The organism is Streptomyces sp. NPDC005017, from assembly GCF_042873115.1.
GTDB lineage: Bacteria > Actinomycetota > Actinomycetes > Streptomycetales > Streptomycetaceae > Streptomyces.
The window spans coordinates 431852-447318 of the sequence record NZ_JBIALD010000001.1 but is presented as its reverse complement, the minus strand read 5'-3'; the positions used below and the strand labels follow the sequence as shown (position 1 = coordinate 447318).

The following is a 15467-nucleotide window of genomic DNA, read 5'->3' as shown; positions in this document are numbered from 1 at the left end:
TATCAACGATCCGCCGTACGAGAGGAGATCATCTCGTACGGCGGAATCGAAGAGTTACGTCATCTGCGCGGCTGGGCGTCCAGAACCTGCTGGAGCGCCTCGAACTCCTCGACGCACTTTCCGGAACCGAGCGCCACGCTGTCCAGCGGGTCCTCGGCGATGTGGATCGGCATACCGGTCTCCCGGCGCAGCCGCTCGTCCAGCCCGCGCAGCAGGGCTCCGCCGCCGGTCAGAACGATTCCGCGGTCCATGATGTCGCCGGAGAGCTCCGGCGGGCACTTGTCCAGCGTCGTCTTCACGGCGTCGACGATGGCGTTGACGGGTTCCTCGATCGCCTTGCGCACCTCGGCGGCGGAGATGACGACGGTCTTGGGCAGCCCGGAGACGAGGTCCCGGCCGCGGATCTCGGTGTGCTCGTCGGCGTCGAGGTCGTACGCCGAACCGATCGTGATCTTGATCTGTTCGGCCGTGCGCTCGCCCAGCAGAAGGGAGTACTCCTTCTTGATGTGCTGGATGATCGCGTTGTCCAGTTCGTCGCCCGCGACCCGGATCGACTGGGCGGTGACGATGCCGCCGAGGGAGATGACCGCGACCTCCGTGGTGCCGCCGCCGATGTCCACCACCATGTTGCCCGTGGCCTCGTGGACCGGCAGGCCGGAACCGATGGCCGCGGCCATGGGCTCCTCGATGATGTGCACCTGACGGGCGCCGGCCTGGGACGACGCCTCGATGACGGCGCGGCGCTCGACGCCCGTGATGCCCGAGGGCACACAGACGACGACCCGCGGCCGGGCCAGATACCGCCGCTTGTGGATCTTCAGGATGAAGTAGCGGAGCATCCGCTCGGTGATCTCGAAGTCGGCGATCACGCCGTCCTTCAGCGGCCGCACGGCGACGATGTTGCCGGGCGTCCGGCCGATCATCTTCTTCGCCTCGGCGCCGACCGCGAGGATGCCACCGGTGTTGGTGTTGATCGCGACGACGGACGGCTCGTTGAGTACGATCCCGCGACCCCTGACGTACACCAGCGTGTTGGCGGTCCCGAGGTCGACAGCCATGTCACGGCCGATGAACGACATTGAGTTCCCCATCAGGATTCGTCTGGCCTTCCCGCTGGCTTTTGAGGGCTTGTCAGGTCGGCACGGTGGGTGCTGTGACGTGAAGTGCTTCCATCGTAGACGCGCTTTCACGGACCCTGCGTGAGGGTCATGGCCATTGTCAGCAGATGATGTGCGGGTTCGCTTCTGGAGACGGGCGTTCGGGGGCTCTCGTTCCCTCGATCGCCGCCCCCATGCCAGAAAAGTCCGGGGCGTCGCCCCGGACTTTCCAAGCGGCTTGCGGCGAAGAGTACGCCGTTACGCGCGCCCGGGGAAGAAGATCTTGACCTCGCGCTCGGCGGACTCCTCGGAGTCGGACGCGTGGATCAGGTTCTCCCGGACGATCACACCGAAATCGCCCCGGATGGAGCCGGGCGCGGCGGCGATCGGGTCGGTCGGACCGGCCAGCTGGCGCACACCCTCGATGACCCGCTCACCCTCGACGATCAGGACGACGACCGGGCCGGACAGCATGAACTCGACCAGCGGCTCGTAGAAGGGGCGGCCGACGTGCTCCGCGTAGTGCGTCTCCAGAGTGGCCCGCTCCAGGTTCCGCTGCTCCAGCGCGGTGATCGACCAGCCGGCCTTGCGCTCGATACGGCTGATGATCTCGCCGGTCAGGCCGCGACGGACGGCGTCCGGCTTGAGGAGGACGAGGGTGCGCTGGGTCACGACGGGACTCCTTCATACCTACAGGTGTGCGGTGTCACGAGGCTACAGGGCGCACCCCCGCGCCCGTTACGCAGCGTCAGGCTGGGAGGGTCCGCCCTCCGCGGCGAACCGCGCCTTCGCCTCGTCGACCTTCCGGCCGAAGTGCACCGACGCCCACCACAGGGCCGCGAACATCAGGCCCAGGACGTACATCAGCGGGACGAAGAAGCCGGAGGCGATCAGCCCGAGCTGGAGCGCCCAGCCGAGGGCGACGCCGCCCGGCCGGGTCACCAGGCCGCACAGCAGCAGGCTGAGGAGCATGGCGGTACCACTGACCGTCCAGACCGTCGCCATGGACAGGTCCGGGTCCTTCATCGCGACCAGAGCGGCGAAGCCGATCACGAAGAACTCGCCGATCAGGGTCGAGGAGCACAGCGTACGCATCGGAGGGTTCAGCCCTTCCCCAGGAGCAGGCGGGCCTCGCCCACCGTGATGACGGAACCGGTGACCAGGACGCCACCGCCGGTGAACTCGCCCTCCTCCTCGGCCAGCGTGATCGCGGCCTCCAGAGCGTCGGGCAGCCGCGGCTCGACCTGGACGCGTTCCTCGCCGAAGACCTCCACGGCGATCGCGGCCAGTTCGTCGGCGTCCATCGCGCGATGGCTGGAGTTCTGCGTGACGACGATCTCCGCGAAGACCGGCTCGAACGCCTCCAGCAGCCCGCGCACGTTCTTGTCGCCGCTCGCCCCGACCACGCCGATGAGCCGGCTGAAGTCGAAGGCCTCCCCGATCGCCTCGGCGGTCACCCGGGCGCCCGCGGGGTTGTGGGCGGCGTCCAGCACGACGGTCGGCGAGCGGCGCACGACCTCCAGCCGGCCCGGCGAGGACACGGCCGCGAACGCCTTGCGCACGGTGTCGATGTCCAGCGGCTCGGCCCGCAGCGCCCCGACGCCGAAGAACGCCTCGACCGCGGCGAGCGCCACGGCGGCGTTGTGCGCCATGTGCGCGCCGTGCAGCGGCAGGTACACCTCCGGGTACTCGCCGCCCAGGCCGCGCAGGGTGAGCATCTGGCCGCCGACGGCGACCTGCCGGGAGACGACGCCGAACTCCAGGCCCTCACGGGCGACCGTGGCGTCCACCTCGACGGCCTTCTTCAGCAGCACCTGCGCCGCGTCGACCGGCTGCTGGGCCATGATCACACCGGCGTCCTGCTTGATGATGCCGGCCTTCTCCCCCGCGATCTCGGCGGGCGTCTCGCCCAGCCGGTCGGTGTGGTCGAGGTCGATCGGCGTCACGACGGCCACGTCCCCGTCGATGACGTTGGTGGCGTCCCACGAGCCGCCCATGCCGACCTCGACGACCGCCACGTCGACCGGCGCGTCCGCGAAGGCGGCGTAGGCCATGCCGGTGAGCACCTCGAAGAAGGAGAGCCGGTACTCCTGCTGGGCGTCGACCATCTCGACGTACGGCTTGATGTCGTCGTACGTCTCGATGAACCGCTCGGCCTGGATCGGGGCGCCGTCCAGGCTGATGCGCTCGGTGATCGACTGCACGTGCGGGGAGGTGTAGCGGCCGGTGCGCAGTTCGAAGGCGCCGAGCAGGGCCTCGATCATGCGGGCCGTCGACGTCTTGCCGTTGGTGCCCGTGATGTGGATCGACGGGTACGACCGCTGCGGCTCGCCCAGGACGTCCATCAGCGCGGCGATACGGCTGACGGAGGGTTCCAGCTTGGTCTCGCCCCAGCGGGTGGCGAGGTCCGCCTCGACCTCGCGCAGGGCCTTGTCGACCTCGGGGTCCTCGGGGCGCGCGGGTACGTCGGCCTGCGGCCGGCCGCCCTGGGTGCGCAGGGTGCGGCTGCCGGCCTCGATGACCGCGAGGTCGGGGTCGCGGTCGGTCTCGGCCTCGACGATCTCGTCGAAGGGGTCGAAGGGGTCGGGCTGGTCGTCGCTGGGGTGGGTCACGGTGCCCAGTCTACGGAGCGGGGGTGACATCGCGGGCGGGGGCTTGAGTGTGCCTTGTGCCTCCGGCGGGGAGGCCGTGCGCCCACGGGGTGGGGAGCTTCTGCCGTCCGGCGGGCGCGGGTACGTCGTGGCTTGTCGCGCCCACGCGGCGGAGCGGCATATCGATACAGCCCCGCGCCCCCTGCGGGACGCGCAGGGCCCCGGCGTTTTCAGCGCCGGGGCCCTTCGAGACAACACCTACGCCGTAGGCAGCTTGTCCAGCTGGCTCTGGATGCGGGCGATGTCCTCGTCCGCCTTGGCGAGGCGGGTGCGGATCTTGTCCACCACGTTGTCCGGGGCCTTGGCCAGGAACGCCTCGTTGCCGAGCTTGGCGTTCGCCTGGGCCTTCTCCTTCTCCGCGGCCGCGAGGTCCTTCGCGAGGCGCTTGCGCTCCGCGGCCACGTCGATGGTGCCGGAGAGGTCCAGCGCCACCTCGGCGCCGCCGATCGGCAGGGTCGCCGTCGCCGTGAACGCGTCGCCCTCCGGCTGCAGGCGCAGCAGCTGGCGGATGGCGGCCTCGTGGGGGGCGAGGGCGGTGCCGTCGAGGGTGAGGCGGGCCGGGACGCGCTGGCCGGGCTGGAGGCCCTGGTCGGCGCGGAAGCGGCGGACCTCGGTGACGACCTGCTGGAGGTTCTCGATCTCCGCCTCGGCGGCGTCGTCGCGGAAGCCGCTGTCGGCGGGCCAGTCGGCGACGACGATCGACTCGCCGCCGGTCAGCGTGGTCCACAGGGTCTCGGTGACGAACGGCATCACCGGGTGCAGCAGACGCATCAGGACGTCCAGGACCTCGCCGAGGACCCGGCCGGAGGCCTTGGCGCCCTCGCCGCCCGCCATGAACGTGGTCTTGGACAGCTCGACGTACCAGTCGAAGACCTCGTCCCACGCGAAGTGGTACAGCGCCTCGCTGAGCTTGGCGAACTGGAAGTCGTCGTAGTACGCGTCGACCTGGGCGACCGTCTTGTTCAGCCGGGACAGGATCCAGCGGTCGGTCGCCGACAGCCGCTCGGCCGGGGGCAGGTCGCCCTCGATCGTGGCGCCGTTCATCATCGCGAAGCGCGTGGCGTTCCAGATCTTGTTGGCGAAGTTCCGGGACGCCTGGACCCAGTCCTCGCCGATCGGCACGTCGGTGCCGGGGTTGGCGCCCTTGGCCAGGGTGAAGCGGACGGCGTCGGAGCCGTACTTGTCCATCCAGTCCAGCGGGTCGACCACGTTGCCGAAGGACTTCGACATCTTCTTGCCGCGCTCGTCGCGGACCAGGCCGGTGAGGGCGATGGTCCTGAACGGGACCTCGCCGTCCATGGCGTACAGGCCGAACATCATCATCCGGGCGACCCAGAAGAAGATGATGTCGTGGCCGGTGAGCAGGACGTCGGTGGAGTAGAACTTCGCCAGGTCCGGGGTCTTCTCCGGCCAGCCGAGGGTGGAGAACGGCCACAGGCCGGAGGAGAACCAGGTGTCGAGGACGTCGGTGTCCTGGTGCCAGCCCTCGCCGGTGGGCGGCTGCTCGTCGGGGCCGACGCAGACGATCTCGCCGTCGGGGCCGTACCAGATCGGGATGCGGTGGCCCCACCAGAGCTGGCGCGAGATGCACCAGTCGTTCATGTTGTCGACCCAGTCGAAGTAGCGCTTCGACAGGTCGACCGGGTGGATGGCGACCCGGCCGTCACGGACCGCGTCACCGGCGGCCTGGGCGAGCGGGGCGACCTTGACCCACCACTGCATCGACAGGCGCGGCTCGACCGTGGTCTTGCAGCGCGAGCAGTGGCCGACCGAGTGCATGTACGGGCGCTTCTCGGCGACGATCCGGCCCTGCGAGCGCAGCGCGCCGACGACGGCGGAGCGGGCCTCGAAGCGGTCCAGGCCGAGGAAGGGGCCGTGGACGGTGATCACGCCGTGCTCGTCCATGATCGTCATGGCGGGCAGGCCGTGACGCTGGCCGATCGCGAAGTCGTTCGGGTCGTGCGCCGGGGTCACCTTGACGGCGCCGGTGCCGAACTCCGGGTCGACGTGGGTGTCGGCGACGACCGGGATGGTGCGGTCGGTCAGCGGGAGCTTGATCTGCTTGCCGACGAGGTGCTTGTAGCGCTCGTCGTCGGGGTGGACGGCGACGGCGGTGTCACCGAGCATCGTCTCCGCGCGCGTGGTGGCGACGACGAGGGAGTCGTCGCCCTCGCCGTAGCGGATGGAGACCAGCTCGCCGGCGTCCTCCTGGTACTCCACCTCGATGTCGGAGATGGCGGTCAGACAGCGCGGGCACCAGTTGATGATGCGCTCGGCGCGGTAGATCAGCTCGTCGTCGTAGAGCTTCTTGAAGATGGTCTGGACGGCCTTGGACAGTCCCTCGTCCATGGTGAAGCGCTCACGGGACCAGTCGACGCCGTCGCCGAGGCGGCGCATCTGGCCGAGGATCTTGCCGCCGTACTCCTCCTTCCACTGCCAGACCCGCTCGACGAACTCCTCGCGGCCCAGGTCGTGGCGGGACTTGCCCTCCTCGGCGAGCTGCTGCTCGACCTTGTTCTGGGTGGCGATACCGGCGTGGTCCATGCCGGGCAGCCACAGGGACTCGTAGCCCTGCATGCGCTTGCGGCGGGTGAGGGCGTCCATCAGCGTGTGCTGGAAGGCGTGGCCCAGGTGGAGCGAACCGGTGACGTTCGGCGGCGGGATGACGATGGTGTACGCGGGCTTGTCGCTGCCCGCGTCGGCGGTGAAGTACCCCTTGTCCACCCAGCGCTCGTACAGCGTCCCCTCTACCTCGGCCGGCGCGTACTGGGTCGGCAGTTCGGTCGTGGGCGCTGGTGGCTGCTGCTGAGTGTTGTCGGTCACGGGCCCAGTTTAGGGGTGTCACGGGGCCGTCCCGAAACGCGATTCCTTTGTAACGGTGCCGACCCCGATGCTCTGGGTGCCGTGCGCCTGCGTCAGGATGTCGAAGACGCATAAGTATCTGGAGGGGAACCCAGTAATGAGCTACAACCAGCCGGGCCCGTACGGCGGGCAGCCTCAGCAGCCGGGCCCGTACGGCCAGCAGCCCCCGCAGCCTGGCCCCTACGGCCAGCAGCCGCAGGCGCCGCAGCCCGGCTACGGGTACCCCCAGCAGCCCGCTCCGCCGCAACCGGGTTACGGCTACCCGCAGCAGCCGGTCCCCCCGCAGCAGGGCTACGGCCAGCAGCCGCCCTACGGCCAGGCTCCTTACGGCGTCCCCCAGCCCCCGGCCTCCGGCGGCGGCAAGAAGAAGACCGGTCTCGTCATCGGCGCGGTCGCGGTCGTCGCGGCCATCGCGGTCGGCGCGTACTTCGTCCTCGCCGGCAGCGGCAGCGGCAGCTCGGACATCGCGGACGACGGCCCGCACAAGCTCACGACGCCCGACACCGTCCTGACGGAGTACAAGAAGGACGACAGCGAGTCCGGCTCGATGACGAAGGACGACGTCAAGGACGCCGAGAAGTGGGGGGTGAAGAACCCCACCGACGTCAGCGCCCAGTACATGGCGGGCAACAAGGACAACCCGCTCGCCCAGAAGGTGCTCAGCTTCGGCGGCGTCTACGGCGAGATCGAGGACCCCGAGAAGGTCGTCGACGCCTTCCTCGCGTACATGAAGAAGGACGCGAAGGAGGAGGACGGCATGAAGGTCACCATGGTCGGTGAACCGAAGTCGTACGACAACGCCGACGGCGCGGTCCTGAAGTGCCAGGACGCCAAGATGGAGCCGACCGAGGCGGGCGGGGAGGGCCCCAAGGAGATGCACGTCACCTACTGCGCCTGGGGAGACCACAGCACCCTCGGCCTGGTGGCGCCCATCGAGCTCGCGAACCTCGCCTCGGAGAAGGCGTCGGACCCGGCCGCCGCTGCTGAGATCACGGCCAAGTTCCGCGAGGAAGTCCGCGTCAAGGCCTGACGCCGACGCACCACACAGAAGGGCGGGGCTCCCCGGTCGAACACGACCGCGGAGCCCCGCCCTTCTTCACACCCGCTCAGGCGCGCACGCAGGCTTCGAGCGCGTGGTTCGCGCGGACGCCGATCCCGATGAGGCCGGTCTGACACGTGATCCTGTCCGCGAGCGACTCCACGTCGTCGCAGGCGGACCTGACTCGCGAACCGATCCGGTAGCCCTTGCTGCTCAGGTAGTTGACGCAGTCGACCTGGCCGGCCTGGGCGGGGGCGGCGGTCACCAGCGGGACCACGCTCGCAGCCGCGACGACGCCGAGTACCGTGATGGCGTTCCTGATCTCCATCGGTGATCCTCCCGTCTTCCTGCCCAATCGCACGAACTGACGATCGAGTTGGTCGGGAGTCACTAGATCACGAAGTCCGTTTCACGCATCACACAGGACCGTTCACTTGGCGTGATCTGTGCAGGTGATGGCGTAGATCCAGCACACAAGGGCGCAACACACCGATGCCCGGCCCGCCTTGGGCGGGCCGGGCATCGGGAGGAACCGCGGGGGTGTTACGCCGACTTCGCCTCGCCCGAGCCGCGACCGCGGGCGTCGCGGGGGATCAGGGTCGGGTTGACGTTGGAGTGGACGACGTCGGCGGTGATGACGACTCGGGCGACGTCCTTGCGGGACGGGACCTCGTACATCACCGACATCAGGACCTCCTCCATGATGGCGCGCAGGCCGCGGGCGCCGGTCTGGCGGAGGATGGCCTGGTCGGCGATGGCCTCCAGGGCCTCGCGCTCGAAGTCCAGCTCCACGCCGTCGAGTTCGAAGAGGCGCTGGTACTGCTTGACCAGGGCGTTGCGCGGCTCGACCAGGATCTGGAGGAGGGCCTCGCGGTCGAGGTTGTGGACCGAGGTGATGACGGGCAGCCGGCCGATGAACTCGGGGATCATGCCGAACTTCACCAGGTCCTCGGGCATGACGTCCTCGAACTGGTCCTTGGACTCCAGCTCGCGCTTGGAGCGGATCGTCGCGCCGAAGCCGATGCCCTTGGCACCCGCGCGGGACTCGATGATCTTCTCCAGGCCGGCGAAGGCACCGCCCACGATGAACAGGACGTTCGTCGTGTCGATCTGGATGAACTCCTGGTGCGGGTGCTTGCGGCCGCCCTGCGGCGGGACCGAGGCCGTGGTGCCCTCGAGGATCTTGAGCAGTGCCTGCTGGACGCCCTCGCCGCTCACGTCGCGCGTGATGGAGGGGTTTTCACTCTTCCGCGCGACCTTGTCGATCTCGTCGATGTAGATGATCCCGGTCTCGGCCTTCTTGACGTCGTAGTCGGCCGCCTGGATCAGCTTCAGCAGGATGTTCTCGACGTCCTCGCCGACGTACCCCGCCTCGGTGAGCGCGGTGGCGTCGGCGATGGCGAACGGGACGTTCAGCATGCGCGCCAGCGTCTGCGCGAGGAGCGTCTTGCCCGAGCCCGTGGGGCCGAGCAGCAGGATGTTGGACTTGGCGAGCTCGATCGCGTCGTCGCGGCCGGCCCCGCCGCCGTTCTCCCCGGCCTGGACGCGCTTGTAGTGGTTGTAGACCGCCACGGACAGGGCCTTCTTGGCGGCCTCCTGGCCGACCACATAGCCCTCGAGGAACTCGTAGATCTCTCGCGGCTTGGGCAGTTCCTCCCAGCGCACCTCGCTGGTCTCAGCGAGCTCTTCCTCGATGATCTCGTTGCAGAGATCGATGCACTCGTCGCAGATGTACACACCAGGGCCTGCGATGAGCTTCTTGACCTGCTTCTGGCTCTTGCCGCAGAACGAGCACTTGAGCAGATCGCCGCCGTCACCGATGCGTGCCACGGTGTGCTTCCCCTTCGCCTGGGAGACGCCTGGACGCTTTCGCCTCCAGCGGCTCCTGGTGCTGCCTTATTCCGACGGTACCTTGCCGGGCCCCCCGTTCGGGCCCCCCTTGGCAGGGTTCACTTTGTCGTGCACCTTGTCGGGCACCGGGTGAGACCATGCCAAGGGGCGGCAGACGATACTCCCGCGCCCGCGTCAGCGGACAGAGCTGTTGTTCATCTTCCGGGTGGAGATGATCTGGTCGATCAGTCCGTACGACAGCGCGTCCTCGGCCGTGAGGATCTTGTCGCGCTCGATGTCCTCGCGGATCTTCTCGATCGGCGTGGTGGAGTGCTTGGCCAGCATCTCCTCCAGCTGCGCGCGCATCCGCAGGATCTCGTTCGCGGCGATCTCCAGGTCCGAGACCTGCCCGCGGCCGGTCTCGCTGTACGGCTGGTGGATCAGCACGCGCGCGTTCGGCAGGGCCATGCGCTTGCCGGGCGTACCGGCGGCCAGCAGGATCGCCGCGGCGGAGGCCGCCTGGCCCATGCAGACCGTCTGGATGTCCGGCTTCACGAACTGCATCGTGTCGTAGATCGCAGTCAGCGCGGTGAAGGAACCACCGGGGCTGTTGATGTAGACCGAGATGTCCCGGTCGGGGTCCATCGACTCCAGGCACAGCAGCTGCGCCATGACGTCGTTGGCGGAGGCGTCGTCGATCTGCACGCCGAGGAAGATCACGCGCTCCTCGAAGAGCTTCGCGTACGGGTCGTACTCGCGGATGCCCTGCGAGGTGCGCTCGACGAAGCGCGGGATGACGTAACGGGACTCCGCCGTGGGACCCGTGTACTCGGCGCGCGTGCGGTCGTACAGGCCGCTGCCGGGGAAGTCGTTCACTGTCTGTCTCCTAGGGGCTGAGCGGTCGGCTGAAGGGCTCTGAGGGGCTTCTGGGACCCTGGCGGGGGCCTCAGGCCGCCCCGGTGCCGCCGCCGCCCGGCATACCGGCGGCCGTGGGGATGACGTCGTCGATGAGGCCGTACTCCTTGGCCTCGAACGCGTCGAACCAGCGGTCGCGGTCCGAGTCGCGGGTGATCTGCTCGACCGACTGGCCGGTGTGCTGCGAGGTGAGCTCGGCCATGCGCTTCTTGGTGTGCAGCAGCCGCTCGGCGTGGATCTTGATGTCGGAGGCCGAACCGGCCAGACCGGCGGAGGGCTGGTGGATCAGGATCTCGGCGTTCGGCAGCGCGAAACGCTTGCCCGGGGTGCCCGCGCTGAGCAGGAACTGACCCATCGAGGCAGCGAGGCCCATGGCGATCGTCACCACGTCGTTCTTGATGAACTGCATGGTGTCGTAGATCGCCATACCGGCCGTGATCGAACCGCCGGGGCTGTTGATGTACAGGTAGATGTCCTTGTCCGGGTCGGCGGCAAGGAGCAGCAGCTGCGCGGTGATCTTGTTGGCGATGTCGTCGTCGACCGGCTGGCCGAGGAAGATGATCCGCTCGTTGAGCAGCCGGTTGTAGACCTGGTCGCCGAGGCCACCACCGATGGAAGGCTCGCCGGCGGCGGAGGGCATCAGATTCGTCACGTATCCACCTGCTCGTCTTGCGACGGCGCCGGGGCCGTCTCACGTGTACTACGTATTCATGGACCCTAACGCCGTAGCCCTTCCGGGGAATCCCGGTAACGGGGGTGTTCGCCGGGGGCGTAGCGCCTCAAGGTCCAGGTAGGCGAACGGACCCCGAGTCCGAAGCACTCGGGGTCCGTTCCACAGCGATTCAGGGCTGCCGGGCGGCTCAGGCCTCCGGCTTGTCCTCGGTCTCGGCGGCGGCCTCGACGTCGGTGCCCTCGACGGCCTCGACCGTCTCGACGGCGGCCTCGACCTCGTCCTCGTCGTCCAGGTCGATGACCTCGCCGTTGGTGTCCTTGACCGTGGCGGCCTCGACGACGACGGCCAGGGCCTTGCCGCGGGCGACCTCGCCGACCAGGAGCTGGACCTGGTTCTGCTGCACGACGGCCTGCGCGAACTGGTCGGGCGACATGCCGGAGGAGGCGGCACGGCGCATCAGGTGCTCGGTCAGCTCGTCCTGGCTGACGTTGAGCTTCTCGGTCTTGACGAGCTCGTCGAGGACGAACTGGGTCTTGATGCCCTTGACCGCGGCCTCGCGGGTCTCGGTGTCGAACTCCTCGGCGGTCTTGCCCTGGATCTCCAGGTACTTGTCGAGGTCCAGACCCATCTGGCCGAGCTGGTGGTGCTCCAGGTTGTGCTTGCGGGTGTTGATCTCGTCCTCGAGCAGCTTCTCGGGGACGGCCACCTCGACGAGCTCCAGCAGCTTCTCCAGGACGCGCTCCTGGGCCTGCGTGGCCTGGTCGAACTGCTTCATGTTCTCGAGGCGCTTGCGGCTGTCGGCGCGGAGGTCTTCCAGCGTGTCGAACTCCGAGGCGAGCTGCGCGAAGTCGTCGTCCAGCTCGGGCAGCTCACGGGCGGCCACCTGGGTGACCTTGACCGTGATCTCGGCCTCCTTGCCGGCCGCCGAGCCGCCCTTGAGCTCGGAGGTGAAGGTGGCCTCGCCACCGGCCTCCACGCCCTTCACGGCGTCGTCGATGCCGTCGAGCAGCTCGCCCGAGCCGATCGTGTAGGAGACACCGCTGGCGATGCCGTCGGCGAGGACCTCGCCGTCGACCTTGGCCTCCAGGTCGATCGTGACGACGTCGCCTTCCTCGGCGGCGCGCTCGACCGGGGAGGTGGACGCGAAGCGCTCGCGGAGCTGCTCCACGGCCTTCTCGATGTCCTCCTCGGTGACCTCGACCGCGTCGACCTCGACCTCGATGCCGGAGTAGTCCGGGATCTCGATGACGGGGCGGACGTCGACCTCGGCGGTGAAGTTCAGCGTCTCGCCGTCCTTCAGCTCCGTGATGTCGACCTCGGGCTGGCCGAGGACGTCCAGCTCGGCCTCGGTGACGGCCGCCGTGTAGAACTTCGGGAGCGCGTCGTTGACGGCCTCCTCCAGCACGGCACCACGGCCGAAGCGCTGGTCGATGACCCGGGCCGGGATCTTGCCCTTGCGGAAGCCCTTCACCGTGACCTGCTGGTTGATCTTCTTGTACGCCGCGTCGAGGCTGTCCTTGAGCTCCTCGAAGGGCACCTCGACAGTGAGCCGAACCCGGGTCGGGTTCAGGTTCTCAACGGCGCTCTTCACGGTTCGGTCTCCTTGATGGCTGACTTCTGGGTTCTGCCGGAGCCAGACGGTTCCGGCGGATCTGGCCGCCCGGAGTACTTCAGTGATGAGACATACGGGCGCGCAGCTTGCATAGTAACCGCAGCCGCCGAACGCCCCAAAAGGCGATCACCGCGACGATCTCGCGGATGGATCGGATGGGTGGTCGGGGTGGCGGGATTTGAACCCACGGCCTTCCGCTCCCAAAGCGGACGCGCTACCAAGCTGCGCCACACCCCGTCTGGTGCGACACGTAGGGTACATGCCCGCAGGCAGCGGGGCCGCCGCATTTCCACAGCCGCTTCCGCGTCCGCCACGACGGCCGGGAATGGGGTGTGCGGGCCGGGGGTGCGACCCGCTACGATGCGTGCAGTGCCGCGGCCCTCGCACCTGCGGCGCGTGCTGTGCGGGCGTAGCTCAATGGTAGAGCCCTAGTCTTCCAAACTAGCTACGCGGGTTCGATTCCCGTCGCCCGCTCTTTCCGGTCCGGGGCCGGACGGAGATTCGATTCTCCGTCCGGCCCCGGAGCGTTTTCCGGGGTCTTTTTCGCCCGCTCGGGCTCACAGGCGGTTGACGTCGACGGTGTAGACGGAGCGGTCGCCGTAGGAGACGTACAGGGCGTCGCCCACCAGGAGGGGGCGGGGGCCGGGGAAGGACAGGGAGACACCCCGGCCGGCGTCGTCGAAGCCGGGGCGGCTGGCGGTGATCTCGCCGGTGCGCCGGTCCATCGCGGCGAGGCGGCCGCTGCGGGAGGCGACATAGACCCGGGTGGCGGAGACCGCGGGGGGACCGGGGTGTTCCACGGTCGAGTTGTTCTCCCACGCGCGGCGGCCGGTGAGCGGGGAGTAGGCGCGCAGGGTGCCGCTGTCCCAGGTGAGGTAGACCGTGTCGCCGGCCAGGTACGAGCGGAATCCCTCGGCCGGGGCGGGGGACAGCACGGTGCGGGTGACCGCGCGGGTCTCGGGGTCGAGCAGGACGAGGGCCGGCTCCTCCTGGGACGTGTCGGCGAGGACGAGCCTGCCGTCGCTCTCGCCCAGCAGTCTCAGGGTGCCCGTGATCCCGACGGTCCAGCGGGCCGTGCCGGTGGCGGGGTCGAGCCGGACCACGTCGGTGCTGACGGACTTCGTGTTCGGCTCGTGCTCGACGAGCCAGTACGCGGCTCCGGCGGCCTCCTCCAGCGTCTGGTTGGCCCCGGCGGGCATCGGGCGCTTCCAGCGGACCCGGCCGTCGTCGGGGTCGAGCAGCGCGTAGGACTCCGCGTAGTCGCCGTAGCGGGCGATGACGCCCTCGGGGACGACCGCGGTGTTGTCGGGGGTGGGTGAGAGCGCCCAGCCGCCCTTGCCGGTCACCGTGCGCCATTTCTCCTTGCCGGTGACCGCGTCCAGGGAGAGCAGGAGCGCGCGGGACGGGCTGCCGGAGCCGGGGTCCTCGGGCTCCTCGCCGTAGACGAGCACGTTGCCCCGGTGGAGGCCGAGGACGGCGCCCCGGTCGCTGTGGCCGCCGTCGCCCTCCGCGCTCTGGACGGGCCGGGACCAGGCCCCGCGGCCGTCGGCCAGGTTCCAGCCCGCCCCCATCAGGTCGCTCCCGGCGCACACGAGGGTCTTGCGGGTCCTCTCGCAGTCCAGCGGCTCACCGAAGCCCCCCGAGTCCCCCTCGGCCTTGGTCCGCCACGGCTGCCATCCGGAGGGCAGGTCGCTCGCGGCCACGGGCTCCTTGACAGCCGTCGAGCCCTGCTCTCTCTCGGAGCGCAGGGAGAGCAGGCCCGAGGCGACGGCCGCCAGGGCGACGGCGGCGGCGCCCCAGCCGAGCAGCCGGCCTCGCCGTCGGCTGCGGTCGCCGGCCGGTGCGGCGGAGGGTTCGGACGCGGATGCGGGTTCAGGGGCGGGGACCCGATCGGCCCGTAGGACGGTGTCCGAGTCCGGCCAGTCCGGCGCGGCCGGGTCGGACAGCCAGTCGGCGCTCCGGCGCTCCGGCGGTGTGCCCCGCTCGCCGACCAGGGTGAGCAGTTCGTGGGCCGTCGGGCGGTCCTCGGGGTGCTTCGCGAGGCAGCGGCGGATGACCCCGGCCAGTTCGGCGGGCACGTCCGTGAGGTCCGGATCGCCCTCGACGACGCGGACGGCCGTCTCGTAGGGGCTGCCGCCGTCGAAAGGGCCCCGGCCCGTGGCGGCGAAGGTGAGCACCGCGCCGAGGGAGAACACGTCGGCGGCCGGGCCCACGTCCTGCGGGGCGGAGAACTGCTCGGGCGACATGAAGGGCGGCGTACCCATGACACGGCCGGTCTGGGTGAGGGCGTCGGAGGGCCCGAACTCGGTGGCGCGCGAGATGCCGAAGTCGATGACGCGGGGGCCGTCCTCGGCCAGCATCACGTTGGCGGGCTTCAGGTCGCGGTGGACGACCCCGGCCCGGTGGATGTCGCGCAGCGCCTCGGCGAGACCGGCGGCGAGGTCGCGCAGTTCGGCCGGCGGCAGCGGGCCGTGCTCGCGGACATGGTGGGTGAGGTTCTGTCCTGGGATGTAGAGCGTGGCCATCCAGGGCCGTCCCGCGTCGGCGTCGGCGTCCACCACGGGGGCCGTGAAGGCGCCGCTGACCTGGCGGGCGGCGGTCAGTTCCCGGCGGAAACGGGTGCGGAACTCGGCGTCGTCGGCGTACTGCTCGTGGACGACCTTGACCGCGAGGCGGCGCCCGGAGGCGGAGCGGGCGAGGAAGACCACCCCCATGCCGCCCGAGCCGAGGCGGTCCTCGATGAGGTAACCGCCCACTTCCACCGGGTCGGCATCGCGCAGCACCATCC

At 69.5% G+C, this 15467-nt stretch carries 12 protein-coding genes and 2 tRNA genes; 2 read left to right on the top strand and 12 right to left on the bottom strand.

The features are described from left to right. Positions 1-59 precede the first annotated feature (59 nt). The 5 genes from ACFYR0_RS01910 to ACFYR0_RS01890 all read right to left on the bottom strand — a co-directional run bounded on the left by ACFYR0_RS01910 (position 60) and on the right by ACFYR0_RS01890 (position 6571). Positions 60-1079 (bottom strand): rod shape-determining protein, encoded by a 1020-nt coding sequence (locus tag ACFYR0_RS01910; RefSeq protein ID WP_004931372.1) that lies wholly within the window; start codon positions 1077-1079, stop codon positions 60-62. A 276-nt stretch (positions 1080-1355) separates the two neighbouring features. Then, positions 1356-1769: a nucleoside-diphosphate kinase gene (gene ndk / locus ACFYR0_RS01905; protein ID WP_386378502.1), complete on the bottom strand. Its 414-nt coding sequence runs from the start codon at positions 1767-1769 to the stop codon at positions 1356-1358. Positions 1770-1835: 66 nt separating this feature from the next. Next, a complete protein-coding gene (locus ACFYR0_RS01900) occupies positions 1836-2192 on the bottom strand; it encodes a DUF4233 domain-containing protein (protein WP_389320646.1) in 357 nt (118 codons plus the stop codon). 8 nt (positions 2193-2200) lie between these two features. Next, positions 2201-3739, bottom strand: a complete 1539-nt coding sequence (locus tag ACFYR0_RS01895; protein WP_389320643.1) for a bifunctional folylpolyglutamate synthase/dihydrofolate synthase — start codon at positions 3737-3739, stop codon at positions 2201-2203. Positions 3740-3946: 207 nt separating this feature from the next. Further along, a complete protein-coding gene (locus tag ACFYR0_RS01890) occupies positions 3947-6571 on the bottom strand; it encodes a valine--tRNA ligase (RefSeq protein WP_389320640.1) in 2625 nt (874 codons plus the stop codon). A gap of 136 nt (positions 6572-6707) precedes the next feature. Here ACFYR0_RS01890 and ACFYR0_RS01885 point away from each other — a divergent pair, with 136 nt between their 5' ends. Then, positions 6708-7640 carry a hypothetical protein gene (locus tag ACFYR0_RS01885; protein WP_389320637.1) on the top strand — a complete coding sequence of 311 codons (933 nt, stop codon included), beginning with the start codon at positions 6708-6710 and terminating at the stop codon, positions 7638-7640. Between the two features lie 76 nt (positions 7641-7716). Here the strand turns inward: ACFYR0_RS01885 and ACFYR0_RS01880 are convergent, their stop codons facing one another. The 6 genes from ACFYR0_RS01880 to ACFYR0_RS01855 all read right to left on the bottom strand — a co-directional run bounded on the left by ACFYR0_RS01880 (position 7717) and on the right by ACFYR0_RS01855 (position 12916). Continuing rightward, positions 7717-7977 (bottom strand): hypothetical protein, encoded by a 261-nt coding sequence (locus tag ACFYR0_RS01880; protein WP_389320634.1) that lies wholly within the window; start codon positions 7975-7977, stop codon positions 7717-7719. A gap of 215 nt (positions 7978-8192) precedes the next feature. Then, positions 8193-9479 (bottom strand): ATP-dependent Clp protease ATP-binding subunit ClpX, encoded by a 1287-nt coding sequence (clpX, locus tag ACFYR0_RS01875; protein WP_386378509.1) that lies wholly within the window; start codon positions 9477-9479, stop codon positions 8193-8195. 195 nt (positions 9480-9674) lie between these two features. Next, the gene (locus ACFYR0_RS01870; RefSeq protein ID WP_389320630.1) at positions 9675-10355 is read right to left on the bottom strand and encodes an ATP-dependent Clp protease proteolytic subunit; all 681 of its coding nucleotides are present in this window, start codon (positions 10353-10355) and stop codon (positions 9675-9677) included. 70 nt (positions 10356-10425) lie between these two features. After that, positions 10426-11034 (bottom strand): ATP-dependent Clp protease proteolytic subunit, encoded by a 609-nt coding sequence (locus tag ACFYR0_RS01865; RefSeq protein WP_055570713.1) that lies wholly within the window; start codon positions 11032-11034, stop codon positions 10426-10428. 220 nt (positions 11035-11254) lie between these two features. Next, positions 11255-12658, bottom strand: a complete 1404-nt coding sequence (gene tig / locus ACFYR0_RS01860) for a trigger factor (RefSeq protein WP_389320628.1) — start codon at positions 12656-12658, stop codon at positions 11255-11257. A 181-nt stretch (positions 12659-12839) separates the two neighbouring features. Continuing rightward, positions 12840-12916 (bottom strand) — tRNA-Pro (locus tag ACFYR0_RS01855). A 166-nt stretch (positions 12917-13082) separates the two neighbouring features. Here ACFYR0_RS01855 and ACFYR0_RS01850 point away from each other — a divergent pair. Further along, positions 13083-13153, top strand: a tRNA-Gly gene (locus tag ACFYR0_RS01850). Positions 13154-13236: 83 nt separating this feature from the next. Here the strand turns inward: ACFYR0_RS01850 and ACFYR0_RS01845 are convergent. Further along, the gene (locus ACFYR0_RS01845; RefSeq protein ID WP_389320626.1) at positions 13237-15465 is read right to left on the bottom strand and encodes a protein kinase; all 2229 of its coding nucleotides are present in this window, start codon (positions 15463-15465) and stop codon (positions 13237-13239) included. Positions 15466-15467: the final 2 nt, after the last annotated feature.